Here is a 20790-nt window from a genome sequence, read left to right on the forward strand (position 1 = left end):
AATATATAAAATCTATTCTTCCTGTTCGGAAATCTTCTGCAAAAGTTCCTCGCCAAGCTTTCCGCCGCTCTGAATATCCTTGACAAGCCAATTCACGGATTCAATCATCTCGCTTTTCGGGTATTTTTGCTGGAACTGCAAAAAGAGCGGAAGAGCCAGAGAGTCGTTTTTGAGATATTCGTGCAACAGGAACGCCCGGCTGAACAGGGATTTTTCCGCCAAAGCCGATTGCGGCCAAAGCCGCAGATATGCGGCAAATTCCGCATCCGCTTCCTTGTATTTTTCCCGTTCCAAATCCAGTTCCGCAAGCTCGTAAGCCGCACGAGCGAACAGGGAATCGTCCGACGACGAGAGCGACATGATGCGTTTCCACGTAATATAAGCGCCGACCAGATTTTGATTCTGGTACATGGAATCCGCAATCAGCATCAAATTCTGCGTAGAGAAAAGATCCGCCCGCGGCAAATATGCCGGGTCTTCAATTTGGACCGGATATTTTTTATAGAGATCCCGGCGATAGTTTTCAAACCAGTTCCTGGAAAAAATGGTCGTTTTCTGAGGAAACACCGCCAACTTGATGGAGTCCAGATCCGTCACTTCCGAATTCGGATAGAGCAGATAGTATTCATACAGGAACTCCCGGTCATGGGTTTGCGCAAAAATACCCAGCTCGCCGCGAATCGATGCGAAATCCCGGTTCGGATACAGCCGCGTCCCAATCCGTTCATAAATAGAACGCATCGTCGCTTCCGAAGCGAAAAAGCCCAATTCCGCAAGCCTTCCCGCAAACGCATTGCGGTAAAAAGAACGTCGCACAGACTCGCGAATCCGCCGAACCAAACCGTCATTATCCAATCCCTGTTCCTTAGCTGCCAGCGCTTTCATTTTCCAACCGGCAAGCATCATTACGCAACGACGGCGAGGATACTGGATACGGAATCTCTCGGGCATTTCCAGTTTCAACTTTTGGACATCCTTTTCCAAAACCAGCGGTTTTCCTCCAACAGTCGCTAAAACATAATCCGAATCCAGCTCGACTTCGGCATTTTTGAACAGCGTATTTTCAATCTGCCGGGCAACGCTGTCGATGGGAGAGTCGCCAAAAGAATCCTTGTGTGCTTCATAGTATTTGCGGATTTCCGAAGTAATGATTGGCTCGTAACGGAGACGATACTTGCTTTCGAGAACGCTGTCATTTTTGCTCACCAGAAACGCAGCCCAGTCCGAAGCAAAATTTGCCTGCAAAATGGAATCCTGTTTATCTTCGGGAAGATCGCGCGGCGCGCGGCGCAACAGCACTTTGAACACAACAAAACTCTGGGAACCGCGCACAAAACGGATTTCCCCGACAGCCAGCGAATCCTTGCCGAAAAGCAAATGGTAAACCGAATCGATTTCCAAAATTCCACGTGGCATTTTAGACAAAAATTCTTCGCGCTTTAATCCCGGAATCTGCTCCAGAGAAATTTTTTGGGCACGCAAATCCTCTTCCGCTTTACGAACTGAAGACGAATCCGACGCTTCCACATAAGCCAGTTCCACTTTGGCAGATTGAGCATCCAAAAGCTGTTTCTTCACATACCGTTTTAAAGAATCCGCGTTTTCCGAAATCAAAAGAGCCTTGGCGACTCGTTCCCGACAATTGTCCACGGATTTACAGGAATCCGCCAAGAAGATTTTTCGATTTTTTTGAAAAAAATCCTGCAAACGTTCATCAGAAAATCCCAAATTTTGCGTGAGGAAAAAATCGCCGTAAGCCTGCGCCCAAAAACGGTCTTCCAAATCGCGAATCCGATTTTCAATGACGGAGTCTTCACCGATTAGCTGCTTGGTCTCCTGAAAAATCACCAAGGATTCGATGATATTTTCCAAGGCCGCTTTTTCTTGTCCCGGAGTCGCATAGGGCTTTGGCTGGATCCTCTTTAAAAAATCCACATCGGAAGCATAAATATTTTCCGCGCCCACTTTGGCAACGAGCTTGTCTTCTCCCTGTTTATCCAAACAGCCCCAAAAAACGCCAAGAAGAACGATTATCGGGAAAGCTACAATTTTTTTCATTTCGGTTTTCCTTGCAAATAAAATCCTAATTCAACGTCCGCAATGCGTCTTCTAAAGAAGCATAGATTTCGAGCAGTTGGTCGGCACCGATGATTTCAATGATTTCCAAAACGTTTTCATTTCCATTCGCCACTTTAAAAACGCCGCCGATTTCTTTTACCTTCTTATTGACAAAAAGGAGGGCACCAAGTCCCGTACTGTTGATATAGCGCAACTTGGCAAAATCGGCGACCAGCGTTTTCACATTATCGTTCAGCAGGGCGAGAATCCGATTCGATGTTGCCTCGGCATTGGTGGAATCCAAGTCGCCGACAAATCGCAAAAGACGAGCCGCCGGATAATTTTCAATCTGTTCGATGGTTAAAATTTCTGGATTTTCGTTCATTTTTCCTCTCGCATTCTAACAACCGCAACTTCAACCCGCTGCGGTTTTACAGAATAAGACATCTGGTTCGATAATTTTTTGACAAGGACGATTCCTCGACCGCGCAAAGATCCCGGAGTCATTTTCGGATGTTCATATTTTTCAACCAGCTCCCGCTGCGCTTCGTCGGAAAGAGGCGCGCAATCGTTGGCAACCTTCAATTCCATTTTTTTCTTGTCAAACTTTAAATGCATCTGAAATATGCCGTTGGGCGGTTTCCCATGTTCTATGGCATTATTTGCCAGTTCATCGGCAAGGGATTCCATCACAAAAACGTCCTTTTCCCCGTAGCCCTTGCTCAACAAAAGCCCGCCGATAAAGCGGCGCATCGGAGGCACCATGCAGGCTTTCGCCGGCAATGTCAAATCGACAAATTTTGACGCCCCGCGATATTCCCAGCGAAAATATTCCAAAAAACTATGCCAATCTTTAAACGCCGGAATTGCCAAATCGACGCCCATCAAATTCAGTTTTTCTTTCAACTCCGCATGGGCGGAAAAAAGCGAAACGCTGCCCTGCTGACGAATAACCCGGGAACGAAGGCCCATAATCGCCCCAACAGCCGGCGAACCCAAAAAAGACACATCCGAAAGATCCACCGCCCAATGTAAAGCTCCCGCTGCAAAATGGCGTTCCATGGCGGCGGTCATCTGCGGAACCAAGTCCAACCCAATATCGCCCTGCAACTTCAGCACGAATACTTCGGGTTCTTCATCGAGATTTTGGATTTGAATCGGACTCATACGGAGAAAACACCTGTCCGCCCTTTTTCGTCAAAGCAGAAGTTCAACTGCACGCTTTCCCGGTCTGCATTCTTTTTGAAAAGCCGATAACAATCTTCTTTCATGCGCGCCAAAGACGGTTCGCTTAAATCCAGCGAGCGCGCAAAATCAGCAACGGAATTTTCCAAAACGGGAGCAAAATCCTCGTCCGCAGAAATTTCCAAACGGATGGAACGAATTTCAACCATGCCTCCAATATATATAGATTTCTAGCTATATTGCAACCTGTGAGACGGTTAAAACCCGCTGTTGCCATCAGTATCTTCGCCGTGTTCGTAGGCTGCCTTGTGGCTTTAGTCTGGTTGGGTTATCGTTTTTTGAACAATTACCTGAATACCTCCCACACATACGGGAGTGTCGAAGTGCATTTTCAGGGGCATTCGTCACAAGGATTTCTTTCGCACCGCTGGGATTCCATCGCAGTCAAAGGAGCAGGGTTTGACGTCGTTCTCCAAAATCCCGATTTAAATGCGCACCTGCTGCTCTCTCCCGGCGAGGACTTTATCCGGATCCAAACCGATACGGTCCGCATGGAAATCGATCCGGAAAAGCTCCCCCAAAGCGACTCTTCAAAAATGACGGTGCAGATTCCGGATTTTCGCATTCCACTGAACGTCCAAACCCGCATATCCCACTTGCAGGTTTCGGTAAAAAATATGGGAAACTGGTCCGCCGACTCCTTTGAAATCCAATCCCTGAACGAAAAAGAAGCCCGTCTTTCCTTTCAAAACGCCCAAGGGAAATTCATCGAAAGAAAAACATCGGGAACATTGGACGCCTCCTGGCAAGGGGATTTTCTTTCGGCAAATGTCAAAATCCAGACGGAGGACAACGACACTTTGTCTTTGGCACTCCACTGTCCAAGAAATGCGCCTACGCGTATTTCCGGAACTGCGGACGCTCAAATCCAAAATCCCGCATTGCTGGTTCCAAACAGAATTCCCAAGCAAATTTCCATCAAAAATATTCGGCTCCATACCGCATACAATGCGGACATCGAAAAAAAGAAATTTTCTTACAACGCCCGAATCCAAACGAATCTTGGTGCGCTTTGGCCATTGCCCGCCTTGGCTCTCGACCTGAACCTCCAGAGCAACGAAAAAATGGTTTTTCAAATCAACGGGAAATTGAGCGGGAAGAAACCGGGGCAAATCATCGCCCTGCAAGGAAAAGTCGATAAGAATCTGATGGGATCCGCCGACATCAAAATTTCCGGCATCGAGTCCCGATTCGGCCCCCGATTCCAGCCGCTGAACTGTACCGTCCACGCGACCAAGTCTTCTGCCAACTCTTTAAAAGCGGTCGTCAAAACAGAATCCGGTTCCGAAGTGAAAGCCGACATTTCCGGACTCGCCAAAAACAAAAAATTCAACATCGATTTTACCGGAGACATTTCCCCAAACGAGGCTTGGGCGACAAGATGGAGCGGCAAGCATTTGCGATTGGGTTCCCGTCCCCAAGTAAAAGGAAATTTTCAGAACGGCACCATGCGCGCAGACGTTTCTATCGCTCCGGTCGAATACGCCTACAATATGACTGCGGATTCCCTGTTTACAACTCTTGTTCTAAACAAAAACGGCATCGACTTTGTAAACGGCCATATAAGAACGCCAAAGGAAAAATTCTCTTTTACGGGAGATGTCAAATGGCACGATTCCATTCCGCATACCTCGTGGGAAGTGCACCAATCCGACAGCGGATTCGCCAAAGCGTTTATCGATTTTGATTTAGACTTGAAGAGCGAAGCGCACCGGGTTCGCCTTTCGACCATTCCTTTTGCCGATTCTTCCCTCTTGCGCGGATTCGACGGCATTGTGACAGCGACATTCGCCCAGAATTTTTCGGATTGGAACGGAAACCTTGACGCCGAAGTGGAAACGGAAATCCTCCAAATTCCATTGCGCGGGCACTTTAAAATCCACAATACAATAGATTCTCTTTCGCTGGATTCCGCCATCATTTCGACCAAAACCAACTCCATTTTAATGGAAGGACTTTCCCTGCTGCATTTCGACAGCGCCGCCAATTTTTTTGACGACATGCAGATCATAGAAGCATGGGCTTCTACGGAAAAATTCGACATTCCGCTTTTGCTGGAAGCCTACAAAGGTTCCCCGCTTTCTACAGGGGTCTTTAGCGGAAACGTTTCTTTTAGAAAAGGTTCTGGAATCCAAGGTTCGCTCGCCTTCAGCGACCTCGCCCTCAAAGATGTCGATCCCGAATTTTTTTCCATTTCCAAATTGAACGTCTTTGCCGAAAAAGAAAAAATGCAGATTTCGGGAAAAGTCAAAGCGGGCAATCAAGCGTGGAACGGAGATCTGCAAATCGACATCAATGGGCTTTTGGAACCCCATCGCCATCTGTTCGCTTATTTTATGACTCCCGTTGGCGGGACCGCTTGGCTGGACGGAACTCTCGACTCCACCTATCGTTGGAAAGGAAATGCGCAGGTTTCCGGCTCCTGGTTCTTGCCGCAAGGAATGGGGGAAATTGTCTATACCGACTTCAAGGCCGACGCTTCGGGAGACCTTCATTCCTTTATCGACAGCCTGCGTCTCTCCTTTCATTCGGACTCCACCGCCATCGATACCAAACGCGGATTTCCCATTTTGCCGGTTTCATTTTCCGGAACGTTTGAAAACGGCGTATTCCACATTCCAACGGCGAAACTCACCAACAACAAAGGGGAATTTATCCAGGCGGAAGCCTCCTATGATTTAAAAAACAAAAAGCTGCAAAACGTCCGATTGGGAACCGATAAATTTTCCATCCTGTGGAATCAAATTCACCGGATTCAACTCAACAGCGTCCGCGGCACTCTAGAAGACGACGACAGGGAATTTAAATTGGCTCTTCAACTGGACAGCGTTACATATAAATTAAACAAGCCCGAATGGGGAGAAGCTGATGCCCTAGCTCACGGGAACGCCACTCTCCATTTGCCCCATGCGGAAAACGGGAGCTTTGCAAACCCGACTTTGGAGGGTAATATCCGTTTGGACAGAGCCGTTTACAAGAATACTTTTTCGGTGGATCTGGGTTTCGGCAGTATCAGCAAAATTTCGGCGACCCTGTCCAGCTTTTTTACCAAAATCCGAAGAACAAAGCCTCCCGTCAAAAAAACGGCAGCAAAATCCAGACCTCTCAACATTTCCGTTCACATCAGCGATTCGCAGCGAGATACCGTCGCCATCTTGACCAACCTGGCTTCATTTCCCCTTACCGTCGATCTTTGGATCCTCGGCAATTCGGACCATCCGCTTTTCCGCGGAGACATCAACAATTCCGGAAACGGCTCCATCGGTCTTAAAGACCTTTTCCGATTCAATTTGGAATCTTTCGCCATCTCTTTTCAGGACGTTCCCTGGAAGCGCGGAACGATTAACATTTCCAGCGTTCAAGAGTTGCCTTATTGCCAAACCAGCAACAACCGCGACGACAACGAAACTTGCCCTGTCCACTTGGACATTCTCGGCACCCTGATTGCGCCCAAGCCGATGCCCAGTGCCAACTGCAACACCGACGACTCTCCCGCCTCCCTTTACTACAGCGTTCTTTTGGGCTGTATTTCCGAAGGCGAAAACTCTTCCATTGACAAGAACAAAGTGGCGGGAAAACTGATCGGCAGCGTTCTCTCTTCGACAGCAAACAAAACCCTCGGCGGAGAATACGTTGGCGATATCGACATGAAATTGAAATTCTTCGATGATGAAGCCCTTTCGGAAAAAGATTCCAGCTACTTGACGATTCCCATTTCCCTAGATCGCTGGGTCAAGGACTTGAGCCTGATTTTTGGATACAAGCAGGATCAGAGCGAAACGCCGACTTACGATCGCGCTTTGGAAGCCGGCATCACGTACATCATTCCCGCCTTTTCCGAAGCCGACAAAACAAAAAATCCGGAGCACTACAATCCGCAACTGGACTTTGGCGCAAGCCTTGTCCAAAAGAATTACATCACGACGACCACCGAAGACGAAAGCCGTTTGGAAAAAAACATCGGTTTTAATTACAGCTACACATTCTGGTCTCCCTGCTTCTTTGGGCTGGGGAAATGCGCAGAAAACAAGGAAAAGAAATGATGTTGCAAAAACTGTTTCTCGCTCTTGTTTTTTTGACCGGAATGGTTTTAGCAAAAGAGATTCCTGCGGATTCCTCCGTTCAGAATCCTCCTAAAAATGCGTGGAAAGTTTCCTTTATCGGCAACGAGCTTTATGCCGACGAGCAACTCGCCGTGGAACTGGATATTCCCGAAGAGTTTGGCATTGTCGATACGATTCGCCAGGACTTTTTGATGCAGGTGGCAAGAACCAATTTGGAACTCCTGTATTTTTCCGCCGGCTACTTTAGTTTTACAACCAAATTGGAAGTCTTGCGAAATCAAACCGACGAGCAGGATTCCGTTCCTTACACCCTGTACCGTTTTCTCATTCAAGAAGGCGAACGCTACACATTTAATGAAATCAAAATCGACCGAGATTCCATTGCGGATAGCGTTGCGCTGAAAGGTTTGAAATTCCAGACTGGCGCCCATTACGACCCTTCTGTTGTTGCCGATAACGTCTTGCAAATCCAAGTTCTTTATCGCGAAAACGGTTATCTTCATGTCCGGGCGGACTATCTGGAATTTTTGGACACTCTTCATCACCAGGTAAACGTGGAAATCTATGTGGAACCCGGCACAAAAGTCCGCATGGGAGATTTTACCAGCAGCACACAAAAACCCGCCCGCATTGCAAACCTGAATACCACCGACAGGCAGGGACTTTCCGACACGGCTTGGCTCAACCGGCTTTGGCGCATTCCCAAAGGCGAAGTCATCAACGGGAAAACCTACACTTCGTTCCGAAACAAATTACTATCCACGCAGATTTTTTCCCAAATCCATTTAGAGGACGCCCCCCGCAGCGACAGCCTTTCCGACATTCGATTCAGCGCAGTCGAAAGGATTCCCGGAGAAGCACGTTACTCGGTGTTCTTTGAAGAGGTTTACGGATTCGGGGCCTCCGCCACGGTAAAGCACAAAAATCTGGGCGGGCATTTTCACGAAGGATCCGCCAGCATTCTTGTTGCCCAGAACAAGCAGGAACTGACATTGGGCTACGCCAATCCACTTTTATTCGGCACCCGTTTCAGCTTTATTCCGACCGCCATCCGTTTTGACGACCATATCAGTTTCAACCACGAAAAAACATCACCGCCAGCATATCCGGACAGCCTAGAAGAACGCTACGAAATCATCAACCGGGGAGACCTGACTTTTGGACTCGCCCGAAGCATCCGATTCCGAGCGACTTTGGACACGCGATTTGTTCAAAAAAACGATCTTCGACTTTTCAAAATCAAAGGCGAAACAGCGCTCTCTTTCGATTTCACCGACGATTACTTCAACCCGACAAAAGGCGTACGCGCTTTGCCAAAACTCGGCATGGGGGCAAACTTTACGGGGAACATCCGCGACCCCAAAATGGAAGGGAACCCTTATACATACGGAGAAATCACAGGAATCGGTTACTTGCCTCTATTCGGTCCGTTTCTTTCGGCATTCAGCGTCAGCTACGGCAAATTCTTCGACAAAGCGATGGAAGACGACGCCCGCATTTTTTATCAAGGCGGATCGCGAACCGTCCGCGGCTACCGTTTTCGCAGCATTTATCCCAGCTACACCAGCATCGATGAAGAAGGCGAAGAAATCATCAACACAGGTCTGACTCCACAATACGTTCGCGCCAATGCGGAACTTCGCATCAATTCCCCATTCGAGTGGTCCAAAAACTGGCAGCTCGTCGAATTTTACGATTGGGCTTACGTCAGCGACAAGGAATCCGGCGTTTACAAAGGAAGATCTCAAGCGGCATTCGGCACGGGCATTCGCTACAAATGGCAATTCCTGACCATCCGTCTGGATTATACGTTCAAAAAAGATTTCAACGACTGGAACCCGGAATCCTTCGCTTTCCAACGAATCAATTTCGACCTTTCTCAGGCATTTTAATAGCCGGCGACAAAAACCGAAAATTCAAAAATTCGGGTTGTCGAAATCAGCCGTCCGCAGAAAATATATTTGCTTCCAGAGGATGCAAATGCGATTTTTTGGCATCGCCGTAATTGGAAAAAAGAAGCGTTGCATCGCCCAGCAAGCTTTTGTTGTAAAAAGCGTCCGCTTCCGAAAAATTCACCAGTATCGTTAGCGATTTTCCCCGAAAAGTGCGTTTGTATGCAAAAATCCGTTCGTCATCCGCAAGGAGAATTTGAAAATCGCCATTCAAAAGCACTTCGCTTTTCTCTCGAAATTTGGACAACCTGCGGAACCAGGCCAAAACCGATTCGGGATCCCCTTCTTCTTTTTGCACATTGATCTGCGGATAATTTTCATTCAAAGCCAACCAAGGCTTTCCACAAGTAAAACCGGCATTTGCTGAAGAGTCCCACTGCATGGGCGTTCTGGCATTGTCACGACTAAACGCCTGCACAAAACGGATAGCCTCGTCTGCACCAAAACCTTCTCGGCGCGCCAGTTCATACTGGCTGCGGGAATTCAATTCATTATACGCATCGATGGAATCCCAATTCACATTTGTCATGCCGATTTCTTCGCCCTGATAGACAAATGGCGTTCCACGCAAAGTCAACAAAAGAGTCAAAAGCGCTTTCCCCGCCAGCACGGGATCTGCCGCATTCGAAAAGTTCGCGCTGATGGATCTCGGTTTATCGTGATTTTCCCAAAAAATCGGATACCAGCCGTTTTCTGCCGTCGCCATCTGGCTGCGAACAATTGCCATTTTGATATCCAGCATTGAAAGTTTCTTCGCTTTAAACCAAATATCGCCGCCTTGCAAATGATTAAATTCAAACAGCATGTCAAAAACGCCGTTCTCGCCAACCCAATTTTTCAACTCTTCCGGGCGAATCCCATTCGCTTCCGCAACCGTAAACACGTTTTTATTTTTCCAGACATTCGTTTTAAATTCCCGCAAAAAGTCCAGAATGCCGTCCGTATTTGCTGTCATGTCGTGAATCAGCACCATGCCGTCCGAAGCATCGGGCTTGCCATCCGCAAAATCCTTCGGCTTTTTGATGTAAACGATGGCGTCAATCCGAAAAGCTCCCACTCCCTTCCCAATCCAAAAATTGGCGATATCGTAAAGAGCCTTTCGCACTTCCGGATTTTCCCAGTTCAAATCGGGCTGAAAGTCGCCAAAGGTATGCAAATAATATTGCCCGCGTGCGGCATTCCAAGTCCACGCCGAGCCGCCGAAAATTCCGCGCCAATTATTGGGAGGCGAACCATCCGGCTTGGGATCTTTCCAAATAAACCAGTCGCTTTTGGAATTGTCCCTGCTTTTTTGGGATTCCAAAAACCAAGGATGCTCTTTGGAAACGTGATTGAATACCAAGTCCATCATCACGACGATATGATGCTCCCGCGCTTTCGCCAAGAGTTCATCCATATCTTCCATCGTTCCATACTGCGGGTTGATTTTATAAAAATCCGAAACGTCATAGCCGTTGTCCCGCATGGGAGACGCATAGACCGGCGTCATCCAAATGCAGCCGACGCCCAGCGATTCCAGATAATCCAGACGGTTCGCAATTCCTTTCAAATCGCCAAAGCCGTCTCCGTTTGCATCCTGAAAACTGCTCGGGTAAATTTCATAGCAGACGATTTTTTTCCAATATTCCAGTGCTTCGGATTTTTGCATAAAAATTTTGTTCCTGTAAACAAACGGGCGCTCGACAATTGCCAAGCAGCCCGTGACTGTTTTGAACTTTTCGCCGTTTAAAAAATTATTCCCGCGTCAAGGTCTTGTATTTGAACCGCTTCGGCGTGTCGGCATCGTCGCCCATCCGCTTTCTGTAATCCGCTTCGTATTCGCTCCAGTTGCCTTCAAACCAGACGACCTTTGAATCGCCTTCGTAAGCGAGAATGTGCGTCGCCACACGATCCAAAAACCAGCGGTCGTGCGAAATGATAACGGCACAGCCCGCAAAGCGCAGAATCGCCTGTTCCAAAGCCTGCAAGGTTTCGATGTCCAAATCATTGGTCGGTTCATCGAGGAAAAGCAGATTGCCTGGACGTTGCAAATTTTTCGCCATCAGCACCCGATTCCTTTCGCCACCAGAAAGGACGGAGAGTTTTTTCTGCTGATCCGAACCGGTAAAATTGAAAAGTCCGCAGTAGGCGCGCGCATTCATTTTGCGTTCGCCCAACAAAATTTCTTCCTTGCCGCCGGAAATCGTTTCAAAAACCGTTTTCGAATCATCCAGACTTTCCCGTCCCTGTTCCATCGTAATCATTTCGACCGTATCGCCGATTTTAATCGTTCCCGCATCGGGAGTTTCCTGACCCGTAATCATTTTGAAAAGAGTCGTTTTACCGGCACCGTTCGGCCCGATAATTCCCACAATTCCAGAACGCGGCAACGTGAACGACAGATTGTCGAACAAAAGTTTATCGTTATAGGCCTTGCGCAAATTCTCCGCCTGAATAACGACATTGCCCAAACGCTTGCCATTCGGAATATAAATCTGCGCCACCTTGATTTGCTCTCGGGAATCTTCCGCCAGCAAATCTTCATAAGCTTTCAAACGGGCCTTGTTCTTCGCCTGACGCGCTTTCGGGCTTTGCTTTACCCATTCCTGTTCACGCGCAAGGCGTTTCTGCCTATCCGATTCGCCCTTTTCTTCGTTCTTCATCCGTTCCAGCTTTTGATCCAGCCATTCCGCATAATTTCCCTGCCAAGGAATGCCACGCCCGCGATCCAGCTCCAGAATCCAGCCGGTCACATTGTCAAGGAAGTAACGGTCGTGAGTCACCAGAATCACCGAGCCTTTGTATTCACGCAAATGCCGTTCCAGCCAGGCGACGGATTCCGCATCCAAGTGGTTCGTCGGTTCGTCGAGCAAAAGCAAGTCGGGCTCTTCCAAAAGCAAGCGACAAAGAGCGACCCGGCGTTTTTCCCCGCCGCTCAAATTGGCGACGCCCCAGTCCCCCGGCGGGCAGTTCAGCGCATCCATCGCGATTTCAATTTTCCGCTCCAGATTCCACAAGTCTTCCGCATCGATGACGTCCTGCAGTTTGCCCTGCTCTTCCATCAATTTATTCATCTCGTCGTCGTCCATCGGTTCGGCGAACTTCATCGAGATTTCATTGTAACGGTCCAAAATCGCCTGTTTCTTGGCAACAGCCTGCATCACGTTTTCTTTAACCGTCAAATTCGCATCCAGCTGCGGTTCCTGCGGCAAATAGCCCGCCGTGCGCCCCGGTTCAATCCAAGCTTCTCCTTGGAACTCTTTGTCGATTCCCGCCATAATGCGAAGCAAGGTCGATTTTCCGCTGCCATTCGTTCCGATAATTCCGATTTTTGCACCATAGTAAAAACTGATCGAAATATCCTTGAGAATCGTTTTGCCCGGCGCATACGTTTTGCTCATGCGGTTCATGTAGAATACAAATTTTTCAGCCATGCGTTATCCTTGAAAAAATGAATGACAAATTGAAATTTTATTTCGGCAAAGTTTCGTCTTTCTTTTGACGACGACCCTTGATCAAGACCGTCAAATTCATAGCGATGGCAATCGCCAAAAGAAAGGAAATGCAATACGCTCCGACAGCGGGTTCCAGCGTCAAATGCTGCCTTTGCAAAGACAGTCCCAAATTATAAATGAAAACCCACAGGGAAACAAAAGAAGCCAAAGCCATCGCCAACGAACCCGCAGGCGTAAAGAAAGCGAAGATCGCCCCTAATGCCACGGCAAAAATAATCGGAAGAACTGCCGGAGTCGTTTGAACATCCTGAAACAAAAATTCTTTCAATTGGGCATTGTTCTTCATATCCGCCATATTTTCGGCCACGTCCTTTTCTAAAAGGGATTCCATGTTGTTGGGAAAAGCCAATTCATAGACATTGGGGGACGCGAGAACTTCGGGCATGATGGCTTTTTCGGAACAGGAGACATTCACCAGCGGAAACAGAAAAGCCACAAAAATCAGCAAAAAGGGAAAGGAACAGAGTTTTTGAAAGAGTTTCAGATCGCGTTTCATTTTTTCTCCTCTAGAGGAAATACGCACCGGAATCCCAGCGCATTGGACCAATATCTAGGATCTTCGTCGTCCCGATCCGTCAAATCCAGCTCATCGTCGGAACGGCTTTTCCAGGAACCGCCTTTGAAAACGCGGGAGTCGCCAAAGAAAGAACCCGTCGGATTCTCGCTTTCTACATAAAACGAAAACCAGGAATAGGAATCCAGCGTCCACTCCGCCACATTGCCGGAAACATCGTAGAGTCCCCAGGCATTGGGCTTGGCGGAAGCGACCCGCTTCGGAGCATCCGCTCGGTAAACCGCGTATTCAAAAGGCAGTGCGCCATTTCGATTGCGCCAGATATACCCCTCGTTCGTTCCCGCACGGGCGGCAAATTCCCATTGGGATTCGGTCGGCAAATCGCCGCCAACAGCCAAGCAGAATTTCCGGGCTTTGTCCCAATTTACATTGTGCGCAGGCATCAGACTATCTGCAAACGTGAATTTCGTCGTCGAATCCTTCATGACTTGCCGATATTCGCCCACCGTTACTTCCGTTTTTCGAATGCGGAAAGGACTCATGCGAACAATTTTGTTCTTATAGCGGAAAGTCCCGGAATCGATATAGGCGACCGCTCGACTCACATTTTCTTCCAAAGAATCGCGGATGGCGGCAGAGGTATCGTCCGAAGCCTCAGGAACTGGAGGAGTCAGCGTATCTTTGGGCGACGGATGCAACCATTTCTGCACTTCCGGTTCACTTTGAATATCCTGCGGCAAAATAAATTCGCCCAAACCTGTATAGACTTGACCTCGATAGGAAACATTCAACTGCGTAAAGCGATAATGGTGCCGAGTCTTGACTTTGGAACCCTCGTATTTCCACAGCGGTTTATTTTGCAGAGTCAGCGTAAAAAGGACACGCCCCGGTTCCTGCGCTTCTGCGGCAAAAACGCTTGCCGGAACATCCATTTCCGGCTGCAGCTTTCCAGTGAAAGCCACATCAATTCGACCTGTAGAATCCCCAAGGCGAAACGTGAAAACGGAATCATTCCAGTCGATGGATATTAAGTCGGCGTTCAAATGGATCGTATCCTTTTGGAAAAAATCCAAACGAGCTTGCAACGCGTTATTGATTTGCAAAATCGACGACAATCTGCCCGAAAGCCACTGCGCCTGTGCACGCGAACGAACGCCTTGATACGCCTTTAGATAGGCAACATACTGCGCATTCGACGAGTCCATTCCGGAAGGCGGCCTCTTTGCCCTAGGGTAAATCGAATCAAATGGAGCAACGCTCCTGTCGATTTTCGCCGCTTCCAAATCGGCAATGAAACGATCGTAAAGAGCTTCCGTCTCTTCCAAATTTTGCGCGGATTGGATGCGTTCCAGCGTCACTTCGGATTCAATGCGATAGACAAGAGTGTCTAAAGGAATCAAGACGGTTTTCAACCGCGAAGTATTTCCACTCGACACCCGCAAACTCGCCATATAGGGATAATAGCCGGGAACAAAAACCGTCGCATAAAACAAGCCCGTATCCACCGAAGCAATCGTCAACGGGGTCTTCCATTTTTCCGCATCCATCAAAATAAAAGATCCTTCTGGCAAGGAATCCACAACGACGACTCCCGTCAGAGCGGCCGGTATCAACTTTTGCCATTTCCCGTTTTTCATAAAATAAAGATTGGGAACGCGGGAAGAATACAGATACTTTTTGTCGAAGTAAATTTCCGATTCATCTTGGAATGGACGGCTCGACATGGAAGAATAAAAGCGCAAATGCACCGCTTCCAAAGCAGTCAAATGATTTTCCTGCAGATTGAAGGCGTGCAATTTTTTATAGCACTCCGATTTAATGCCCCCCGAATACCAGCCGTATTGATTTCCTTTCGCTTTGGAGCGCAGATAAAATTTGCCTTTGTTCAGGGGAAACCGGAGTTTTTCCGCATAGATGTGCGAAGAATCTTTTTCCGACTCCACACACATGTTTTCGGCATTGAGGATTTTCACATTCGTTTGAAACTGTTCGTTAGGAACCGAAAACCGATAATCGTGAAGTCCGCCGCCATAAGACAGAGTTGCAAAAACAAAAGCCGCCAGCCAAATTTTTAAGTGCATAGATTCTCCAATAGACCTGATGCTTAATTTAAGTAAATTCAAATCAAAAGGAGAACATCATTCAGGTTTTGTCCGCCGAACTTCCCATATAAGTCACAAAGCCGCCGTCTTTGCCGCCCGAAGGTCCCAGTTCCACGACCCAATCCGAAAGGCGAATGATATCCGGATGGTGTTCGATGACGACTATCGTATTTCCTCGAGCCGAAAGACGCCGCAGCAAATTCCACAGAATCTGGATATCCTTCAAATGCAAGCCCGTCGTGGGTTCGTCCAAAAGATAGAGCACACCTTTTTTTCCATTGCCGCGGGAAAGTTCCGCTGCCAATTTCATCCGTTGCGCTTCGCCGCCCGAAAGAGTCGTCACCGATTGCCCCAATCGCAAATACCCGAGACCAACATCCAAAAGGACTTGCAACTTCTTGACTATCTTCGGAATATCCTTGAAAAATTCGCAGGCTTCATCGATTCGCATATCCAGCACGTCGGCGATATTCTTGCCTTTGAATTCCACAGCCAGGGTTTCTTGATTATAGCGCTTGCCGTGGCAGACATCGCAAACTTCCCAGACATCCGACAAGAAGTGCATTTCCACCGAAATCAGCCCTCGACCTTCACACGCTTCGCATCGACCGGCACCGCAATTGTAGCTGAAACGGTTCGACTTGAACCCTTTCATCTTGGACATTTCCATTTTCGCAAACAGGTCGCGAATCGGGTTCAGCACATCCGTAAAGCTCGCCGGCGTCGAACGGGGCGTTCCCGAAATCGGGCTCTGATCCACCGCCAGTACCTCTTTAATGGAATCCGGAAAACTCGCCCGACTGCGCGCTGCACGACGGCGTTCACCTCGACCGAACGCAGCCTGCATAAGCGGCAAGACCTCGTCCAGGACAAGGGAACTTTTTCCCGATCCCGAAACCCCGCAGACCACGGAAATCCGATTTTCAGGGAAACGCACCGAGATATTTTTGAGGTTGTGAGCTTGCAAATTCCGAAATTCCAAAAAAGTGGCATCTGCGGACAACGGTGAAAGCGGCGGATTGGACATTGGCACTTTTCCGCTCAGATACTTGACCGTTTCGCTTTGCGGAAATTTTTTGAGCGCACTTTTTTTCGAAAGTTCTTTTGGAGAACCTTCGGCGACCACTTCACCGCCAAATTCACCCGCCTGCGGCCCCATATCAATCAAGTGATCCGCCCCGCGAATCATTTCCAAATCATGTTCGACAACAATCAGCGTATTTCCCAGATCCCGTAATTTATACAACGAATCCAAAAGTTTTTTCGTGTCGCTCTGATGCAAACCGACAGTCGGTTCGTCCAGCACATACATGACGCCTTCCAAGCCGCTGCCAATCTGACTCGCCAAGCGAATCCGCTGCGATTCTCCGCCAGAAAGAGAGTCTCCCGCCCGGTTCAAGTTTAAATAGCCAAGTCCCACATTTTCCAAAAAGGCAAGCCGGCCCAGAATTTCTCGCAGCAGCGGACGCGCGACTTTTTCACGATTTTTGTCCAACCGGAGTTTAGCAAACCATTCCCGCGCTTCATGAATGCCCAGCGCTGAAGCCTGGCTGATATTTTTTTCGCCGACAGTCACCGCCAAAATTTCGGGTTTCAAGCGTTCTCCATGGCAATCCGGGCAAACTTTCCCCGAAGAAAGAACGCCAAGTCCGGAGCAGGTCTCGCAAGCACCCCAATGCGTATTGAAACTGAACTGCTTCGGATCAAACTCCTGTTTCAAATAATAATGGCAATGCGGGCAACCGGGAAAAAGGGATTTCAAAACGAGCTTTCCCGAATCGATCCGGAAACCCAGAACATTCATGCCATCGTGATACGCCCGTTCCAAAGCTTCGTTTAGCCTCGGGGCGTTCGCTTCCGAAACAGGAACCCGATCCACAATCGCATAAACCTCGCGTACTTTTGAAGGCAATGCTTTTAACGGCAAATCCTTTTCCTTCCCATCTATCCAAAGCTTGCGATAACCGAGTTCCTGCAATCTGCTCGACAACAGGGGCACTTTTTGCGCATCCGAGGCCATCCATTCGCCACGGGAACCCGCGATAAAAATCGGAGCAAAAATCGTTACCGTTTTCTTTTTGGCCTTGGAAAAAAGCTCTTCCATGATTGCAGACACCGGAGAAAATTCCAAAGCGCGTCCGCAATGCGGGCAGTGGGAGTCGCCAATTCTTGCCCAAAGAATGCGAAAATAATCGTAGATTTCCGTCAGCGTGGCAACGGTGCTCCTTGGACTTTTAGAAGCACATCCCTGGTCGATGGCAATCGCCGGAGAAAGACCGTGAATATAGTCCACGCTCCCTCTGTCCAGACGCCCCAAAAAGCGCCGGGCATAAGTGCTCAAGGTTTCCACAAAGCGCCGCTGGCCTTCGGCGAAAAGAGTATGGAAAGCCAAGCTCGACTTTCCCGAACCCGAAACTCCCGAAATAACGGTGAGCTGGTGTCGCGGAATGGTCACGGAAAAATTTTTCAAATTATGTTTTCGGGCACCGACAATCCGAATATCCAAATTTTGCGGATCTTCTTTTTGACGAGAGACAGCCTTTGCCGTTTCCGTTTTCTGGAAAAGGACTTTCGCCAAAAACTTTCCCGTTATCGAATCCGGATTTTTCGCCACGTCTTCCGGCGTGCCCACAGCGACAATTTGACCGCCACGCTCGCCCGCATCCGGGCCTAAATCGATGAGCCAATCCGCACACTTAATGACATCCATGTTGTGCTCGATAATCAGCATGCTGTTGCCCAGCTTCCGTAAACGTTTCAGGCAATCCAGCAATCGGCGGATATCTTCAAAATGCAAACCCGTCGTCGGTTCATCCAAAAGATACAGCGTTTTACCTGTTCCCGGCCTGCGCAATTCCGTTGCGATTTTCACCCGCTGCGCCTCGCCGCCAGAAAGAGTCGTCGAAGGCTGTCCCAGTTTCAAATAGCCAAGCCCGACCTCCTGAAGAACTTTAATCGGTTCCGCAATCTTCGGCAAGTCCGCGAAAAATTCGCAAGCCTCGTCCACCGACATTTCCAACACATCGGTAATCGTCTTTCCTTTATAGTGCACTTCCAAAGTCGATTCGTTAAAACGCTTGCCACCACACACGTCACAAGGGACGGCGACATCGGGAAGAATCTGCATCTGAACGATTTTGACTCCCGCCCCTTCGCAACATTCGCAACGCCCGCCAGAGACATTAAAACTAAAACGGCTTTTGGTATAACCCCGCACTTTACTTTCGGGAAGCTTCGCAAATAAATCGCGGATGTCGTCAAAAATTCCCGTATAAGTCGCCGGGTTCGATCGGGGCGTCCTGCCAATCGGCGTCTGGTCGATTTCAATCACCTTATCGATAAATTCCGTCCCAGCGATGCTTTCAAACTTTCCAGGGGCATCCGTCGCTCCGTAAAAAATCCGCGCCAATTCCTTTTTCAAAATCGAATCGACCAAGGAACTTTTTCCCGAACCCGAAACCCCCGTTACAACCGTAAACGTGCCATCCAGAGGAATACGCACATCGACGTGTTTCAAATTATTTTCCGCCGCGCCAAAAATTTCCAAAAAGTGCGTTCGCTCCGTAACCGGTTTGCGTTCCTGAGGAATTTCTATTTGGCGTTTTCCCGAAAGATATTTGCCCGTCAGAGACTCTGGATTCCGTTCCAAATCTTCTACGGTGCCCGCCGCGACGACCCGTCCACCGTTTACTCCGGCTTCGGGACCTACATCGATTACATAGTCCGCATAACGCATCGTCTCTTCGTCATGTTCCACGACCAGCAGGCTATTTCCCTGCGAACGCAAGCGTTCCAAAATGCCCAGGAGCATTTCATTGTCCCGAGCGTGCAAACCGATGCTCGGTTCATCCAAAACATAAAGCACGCCCTGCAATCCCGCGCCCACGGCACTCGCCAACCGGATTCGCTGCGCCTCGCCGCCAGAAAGAGTCCTTGCCCCACGTGCCAGCGTCAAGTAGCCTAGCCCGACGCTCACCAAAAAATTCAGCCGATTGCGAATTTCCTTGAAAAGCTCGTGACCAATCCGCTCTTCCTTGGGCGAAAGTTTTAACTCCCGGAAAAACGCTTCCAATTTTTCAACGGGCATTTGACACATCTGATCGATAGACAAATCCCGAAAAGTCACCGCATTCGCCACCGGAGAAAGCCTCGTCCCGTGACAGACTGGGCAATCGCTTTCGTGCATGAACTTGCGAAAATGGGCAATATGCCAGCGTTCCCAAAGCGCCTGCATCTGCGGGACAATTCCTTCCAGCCCAGCCTTTTCGCTACCATAAAACACGGCATTCTTCGCCCGTGCGGGCAAATCCTTCCACGGCGTATCCAACGAAAAGCCTTCCGCTTTGGCAAGCTTTCCCAATTCCCGCCAACCGAAATCCGTAAAGATGATTTTTCCATCGGATTTTTGGCATTTCAATGCACCGCCATGAATGGAAAGCGACTCGTCGGGAACCATCAATTCCGGCGCAAAAACATAATCCCGTCCAAGTCCCTTGCAGTGCGGGCATTGCCCGTGGGTATCGTTAAAAGAAAACAGACGCGGTTCCAGCTCTGGAATCGAAATGCCGCAATCCACGCACGCGAGTTCCGTTCCCTGCAAGCGATATTCCCCGTCCTCGAAAAGGAATGCGACCCGCTTGCCTTCCGTCAAACGCAGCGCGGTTTCCAAATCTTCCCGAATCCGGGACACATTCCGATTTTCAATGGCCAGCCTATCGACGACCACTTCAATCGTGTGCTTTTCGTAACGCACCAAAAGCGGGACTTCATTTGTGCGAAAAATTTCGCCATCCACGCGAACTCTGCCGAATCCTTTTTCCGCCAAATCCGCAAGCTCCTTGCGATACTCGCCTTTGCGTTCCTGCACAATCGGCGCTAAAATCGTCATCTGGCGGCCTGCGCATTCCGCATACAAGCCGTCCACAATTTGATCCACCGTTTGGGCCTGAATCATTTTCCCGCAACGCGGACAGTGCGGCACACCGAGCCGTGCAAAAAGCAAACGCAAAAAATCCAAAATCTCGACCGTCGTCCCCACCGTCGAACGCGGATTGCGATTCACCGTTTTCTGGTCAATCGAAATCGTCGGAGAAATCCCCGTCACCGACTGCACATCAGGCCGCTTCATCACGCCGATAAATTGCCGCGCATACGCCGACAGCGAATCCACATAACGCCGCTGGCCTTCTTCAAAAACCGTATCAAAAGCCAGACTCGACTTGCCCGACCCGGAAACCCCCGTCACCACGACAATCGCGTCCCGGGGAATCGTTACATCAACATGCCTTAAATTATGCTCGCAAGCATCTCGAACAACAATAGAACGTGTCATGCGCCAAATATAGTAAACGTTTGTGCAGT

Annotated in this window: 11 protein-coding genes; 2 read left to right on the forward strand and 9 right to left on the reverse strand. The window is 48.9% G+C overall.

Annotated elements, in window-relative coordinates; genetic code table 11:
• Nucleotides 1-12: 12 nt before the first annotated feature.
• From BGX14_RS04175 to BGX14_RS04190, 4 genes are read right to left on the reverse strand one after another with little or no spacing between them, the layout of a single operon-like run.
• On the reverse strand, nt 13-2058 hold the full coding sequence (locus tag BGX14_RS04175) for a tol-pal system YbgF family protein (RefSeq protein ID WP_073303880.1): 2046 nt from the start codon (nt 2056-2058) through the stop codon (nt 13-15).
• A 25-nt stretch (nt 2059-2083) separates the two neighbouring features.
• Nucleotides 2084-2443, reverse strand: coding sequence for an STAS domain-containing protein (locus BGX14_RS04180; RefSeq protein WP_073303877.1), 360 nt, complete (start codon nt 2441-2443; stop codon nt 2084-2086).
• Nucleotides 2440-3225 (reverse strand): ATP-binding protein, encoded by a 786-nt coding sequence (locus BGX14_RS04185; RefSeq protein WP_095879155.1) that lies wholly within the window; start codon nt 3223-3225, stop codon nt 2440-2442. The genes BGX14_RS04180 and BGX14_RS04185 overlap by 4 nt, the downstream gene beginning before the upstream one ends.
• Nucleotides 3222-3452 carry a hypothetical protein gene (locus tag BGX14_RS04190; RefSeq protein ID WP_073303871.1) on the reverse strand — a complete coding sequence of 77 codons (231 nt, stop codon included), beginning with the start codon at nt 3450-3452 and terminating at the stop codon, nt 3222-3224. Before BGX14_RS04190 ends, BGX14_RS04185 begins: the two co-directional genes overlap by 4 nt.
• A gap of 39 nt (nt 3453-3491) precedes the next feature.
• Between BGX14_RS04190 and BGX14_RS04195 the strand changes: the two genes are divergently transcribed.
• Nucleotides 3492-7346, forward strand: coding sequence for a hypothetical protein (locus BGX14_RS04195; protein ID WP_158223229.1), 3855 nt, complete (start codon nt 3492-3494; stop codon nt 7344-7346).
• Nucleotides 7343-9259 (forward strand): BamA/TamA family outer membrane protein, encoded by a 1917-nt coding sequence (locus BGX14_RS04200; protein WP_158223230.1) that lies wholly within the window; start codon nt 7343-7345, stop codon nt 9257-9259. The genes BGX14_RS04195 and BGX14_RS04200 overlap by 4 nt, the downstream gene beginning before the upstream one ends.
• A 46-nt stretch (nt 9260-9305) precedes the next feature.
• Here the strand turns inward: BGX14_RS04200 and BGX14_RS04205 are convergent, their stop codons facing one another.
• The 5 genes from BGX14_RS04205 to uvrA all read right to left on the reverse strand — a co-directional run bounded on the left by BGX14_RS04205 (nt 9306) and on the right by uvrA (nt 20761).
• Nucleotides 9306-10967: an alpha-glucosidase gene (locus tag BGX14_RS04205; protein WP_073303865.1), complete on the reverse strand. Its 1662-nt coding sequence runs from the start codon at nt 10965-10967 to the stop codon at nt 9306-9308.
• Between the two features lie 85 nt (nt 10968-11052).
• A complete protein-coding gene (gene ettA / locus BGX14_RS04210) occupies nt 11053-12732 on the reverse strand; it encodes an energy-dependent translational throttle protein EttA (protein WP_073303862.1) in 1680 nt (559 codons plus the stop codon).
• A gap of 37 nt (nt 12733-12769) precedes the next feature.
• Nucleotides 12770-13309, reverse strand: a complete 540-nt coding sequence (locus BGX14_RS04215; RefSeq protein ID WP_073303860.1) for a hypothetical protein — start codon at nt 13307-13309, stop codon at nt 12770-12772.
• Entirely contained in the window at nt 13306-15408 is a 2103-nt protein-coding gene (locus tag BGX14_RS04220; protein WP_095879158.1) for an SUMF1/EgtB/PvdO family nonheme iron enzyme, read from the reverse strand. Before BGX14_RS04220 ends, BGX14_RS04215 begins: the two co-directional genes overlap by 4 nt.
• 61 nt (nt 15409-15469) lie before the next feature.
• The gene (uvrA, locus tag BGX14_RS04225; protein ID WP_095879159.1) at nt 15470-20761 is read right to left on the reverse strand and encodes an excinuclease ABC subunit UvrA; all 5292 of its coding nucleotides are present in this window, start codon (nt 20759-20761) and stop codon (nt 15470-15472) included.
• Nucleotides 20762-20790 lie beyond the last annotated feature (29 nt).

Source organism: Fibrobacter sp. UWS1, from assembly GCF_002300445.1.
GTDB lineage: Bacteria > Fibrobacterota > Fibrobacteria > Fibrobacterales > Fibrobacteraceae > Hallerella > Hallerella intestinalis.